At 39.1% G+C, this 4,087-nt stretch carries 3 protein-coding genes; all 3 read right to left on the reverse strand.

Annotated features, from left to right (window positions below; genetic code table 11):
- Positions 1-328 precede the first annotated feature (328 nt).
- A complete protein-coding gene (locus AC1DUW_RS22420) occupies positions 329-1,621 on the reverse strand; it encodes a CitMHS family transporter (RefSeq protein ID WP_053347488.1) in 1,293 nt (430 codons plus the stop codon).
- Between the two features lie 306 nt (positions 1,622-1,927).
- Entirely contained in the window at positions 1,928-2,614 is a 687-nt protein-coding gene (locus AC1DUW_RS22425; protein WP_053347489.1) for a response regulator, read from the reverse strand.
- Positions 2,608-4,087, reverse strand: a 1,480-nt coding sequence (locus tag AC1DUW_RS22430) for an ATP-binding protein (protein WP_477643507.1), incomplete at its 5' end; no start/stop codon positions are given. The genes AC1DUW_RS22425 and AC1DUW_RS22430, both read right to left, overlap by 7 nt.

Below are 4,087 nucleotides of genomic sequence, written 5' to 3' on the forward strand. Positions count from 1 at the left end.
AATCTAATGAATGAAGCCATAAGGCTTCTAACCGTAGGAACTACGGGAGTAGCCTAATTAAAAATTGGCCGATAGGCTAATGTTCTTAGGAATCCCCCACTTCAATCAGACCGTAAAGTCGATAAGTGRTGGGTAGTTCAATCAGCCAGTAATAAATATCATTATGAGCTTTGATAGATAGAGTGTTAGTGAGGAAAGCGAGCAGTAGGATAGAGGGCCACCTTTCAATCGAAATTAAAGAGCCCCATTCGTACTAGTACTAGTACGAATGGGGCTCTTTACAATAAAAGGGTACTTTAAAAAATCGAGGAACTACTTGCTATATCTCTTATAGTGGGATTATTCCTAATACAAGAGATACCAAAATCATGACAAGTGTCGATCCGCAAGCCCACTTCAAGAAAGTACGCTGCAGGGCTCCAAAATCTTCTCCTACCATCCCAATCAATAGATAGGTAGATGGAACAAGCGGACTTAATAGATGAACTGGCAACCCTAAAAGAGAAGCTCTTCCTATCATGGCAGGATCAATTCCATAAGCAGCACCTGCCTTAGCAAGTAATGGAAGTACGCCATAATAGAAGGCGTCATTAGACATGAAGAAAGTAAAAGGTGCGCTAATGATAGCTGTGATAACGGCAAAGTGTGCACCCATTTGGTCAGGAATGTGCTGAATCATAGAGTTTGCCATAGCATCTACCATTTCCGTTCCGGAAAGAATTCCGGTAAAGACACCTGCTGCAAATATCATCGAAACAACTGATAAAGCATTGTCAGCATAATTGGCTACACGTTCTTTTTGATCACTTACTTTCGGATAATTAATCGTAATAGCAATGGCAAAACCTATCATAAATAGGACCGCTGAAGGCATAAGTTCCATAATCAGTGCCACTAGCAGGGTAAGTGTTAACGCATAATTAAAGACAATTAATTTAGGACGCTTAATGTAAGCATCTTCGGTTGCAGCCGCATGTTGAGCTACAGCATGATAATCTACTTCTATTATCCCAATTCTTTTTCTTTCTTTTTTACCCATACAATATGCCATGAATAGAACGAATAGCACACCGCCAATCATAGCAGGAATAACAGGCGTGAAAACATCGGACATTTCTAGTTTCAAAGCAGTCATCACCCTTGCTGTCGGGCCTCCCCAAGGAAGAAGATTCATGACTCCAGATGCAGAAACCGCGATACCAGCTAATATAAGCGGTTTCATTCCAATCCGTTTATATAGCGGAAGCATGGCAGAAATCGTGATCATATATGTGGTTGTACCATCTCCATCTAACGAAATAAGTAAAGCCAAAACTGCTGTACCGATGGCAATTTTTACAGGATCTCCTTTTACAAGTCTAAGGATCGTATTAATGATTGGATCAAAAACTCCAGCATCAATCAAAATACCAAAGAAAAGGATTGCAAATAAAATCATGATTCCTGTTGGCGCCACACTTTTGATTCCTTCTAGCGCCATTTCACCCATTTGACTACCGAAACCACCAATAAGTGCGAAGGCACTAGGTACTACGATCAAAGCTATCATGGCTGAAAGTCGCCCTGTCATAATTAAAATCATAAACACTAAAATCATCAAGTATCCTAATAAAGCGAGCATATCTATCACTCCTATCTTCTAATAAAGTAAATTGTATATGAAAACGCTTAATCTGTAAGCGTTTTCAATTTATTGTGTTTTAAAACTATTTTGTTAATTGTGTTCATTGTGTTCACGGAGGTACTTTTCATCTTCAATTTTCAGACAATACCGGATGCCATGCCGGGGTTTGAATCGTTGGTTTTTAAATGATTTTAACAATATTGGTAATCTCTCAAGCACTTTTCTACCCACCGATTTTCCCATCAAAAAAACACCTCCATTTACGAAGGTGTTTTTATATTTCCTAGGTTATCTTTCTCTGAATCAAATCTTATAATATCTACGTTCTGGTCTCCCCACTACTCCATATATTACTTCTGCCTTACATTTCTTTACGGATATCAGGTATTCCAGATAACGCCTTGCTGTTGTTCTAGAAGCGCCGATTTGAGAGCTCACTTGCTCAGCTGACAAACCAATGTCGCTTATTTCAAGAACTTCCATTACTTTCGTTAATGTGATTTCGTCGACTCCTTTTGGTAATGCAGGTCCATCATTGGTTTCCGGCGTAGCCGATCCCTTTTTTAAAATAAGATCAACAAAATCCTGGTCTATATCTTGTTTAGATTGCATCAGGTGGGCTTTCTTAAGATACTCCTCTATGACTTGGTTGAAGCGCTTCATTTCTACCGGTTTAATTAAATAATTCTCTACACCATAGTGAAGGGCCTTTTCAAGTTGTTCTTTTTCTGTGGCTGCCGTAATCATGATAATATCCACATTCGGGAATTTCTGACGAATGCTTGGAAGTAAGTCTGTACCAAGCTGATCCGGCATATAGACATCAAGCAGAAGCAGATCAGGGCTTTTTTGTTCCAAGATCCGAAGAGTTTTTTTGGCATTTACAGCTTTCCCGACCACTTCTATTTCTTCAAAGTTTTTTAAAAATTTTTCATGGATATCCGCTACACGAAAATCATCTTCTGCAATGACCGCTCTTATTTTTAGCATTCTTTCCCTCCTGTCTGCTCTTTAGGAAGATACACGGTAAATACGGTGTTTTCTTCCTCGCTTTGAACTTCGATGATGCCACCCAACTCTTTTACAACATGATCAGCATTTGATAGTCCATATCCACTTGGATTTCCACTTGTTTTCGAAGTGAAACCCCGGTCGAAAATAAACGCGATATCATTCTCGGGTATTCCCTTTCCATTGTCACTTACTTCAAATACCATATCATTTCCGATATCGGTAGCGAAAAATTTCACTAGTGGCTCATCCATGCCAGAAACCGCTTCCAGCGCATTATCGATTATATTGCCAAGAATCAAGGTAAGTTGGGACAATTTTATATGGTCCGGGAGTTTCTCTAAGTAACTTTGTGAGTCTATTTCAAAGGGAATCTTCTTTTCTGATGCTTTTCCTATCTTCCCAAGTAACAGAGCTTGTACCTTTGTATCTTTAATCTGTTCGAACACAACACGGTTCAGAGAGTACAATTCGGATGTTTCGCTTTGAATCATATCTATTGCTTCATCATATTCCCCTAACTGTATCAATCCGGATAGAACATATAATTTATTGGTAAATTCATGGGTTTGTGCCCTTAAATCCTCTGAATGCATCTTCACTTCCGATAGTGTGTTAACCATTTCCTCTATTTCTGTTCGATCACGGAACGAAGCGACTACACCGCTTACACCTTCACTATCGAAGATCGGCGTGCAATTCACAATAACAGATTTATCTTTCCATGAAATTTCTTTATCCACTTGCGGTTCCCCTGATTTCAACACTTCATATAAATATGTTGAAGGAAACAACCCATCTACATTCAAATGGCGAACAGGTTCTTTTATATCCAGCAACTTTTTTGCCGGCTGATTCATAGATGTAATCAAACCATTTTGATCAATGGCTATAATTCCTTCTTTCACCGAGTGAAGTACAGCATTTTTCTCTTTATATAAATTAGCAATTTCAAATGGCTCCAACCCTAATGTATCTTTACGTATACTTCTTGCCAGCATATAGCTCCCGACGATTGATATCATAATGGCTACTAAAGACACAATCATCTCTTTAGATAGATCCTTAAAAATTTGGGCACGAACATCGTTCACTAAAAAACCGACCGAAACGATTCCAATTATTTTTCCATCCTTATCAAATATCGGTGACTTTCCTCGAATAGAAAGACCAAGCGAACCAGCCGCTTCAGAAACGTAATATTCACCATTTTTTATAGCTCGGTTGTTATCCCCGCCTTTCATTCGCTTCCCTATTTCAGAGGCTAACGGATGAGAATAACGAATTCCCTCTTTATTTCCTACAACGATGAATTCAGCCCCCGTTTCCTTGCGAATTTTTTCGGCAATCGGCTGGATCGTTCTAGCAGGATTTTCGGATTCAAATGCCTCCGTGACGGTAGGCATAAAACTAATGGTTCTTGATAACTCCAAAGCTAACTGACCTTTATCC

The sequence above is a fragment of the Peribacillus sp. P4_C12 genome (assembly GCF_056402095.1).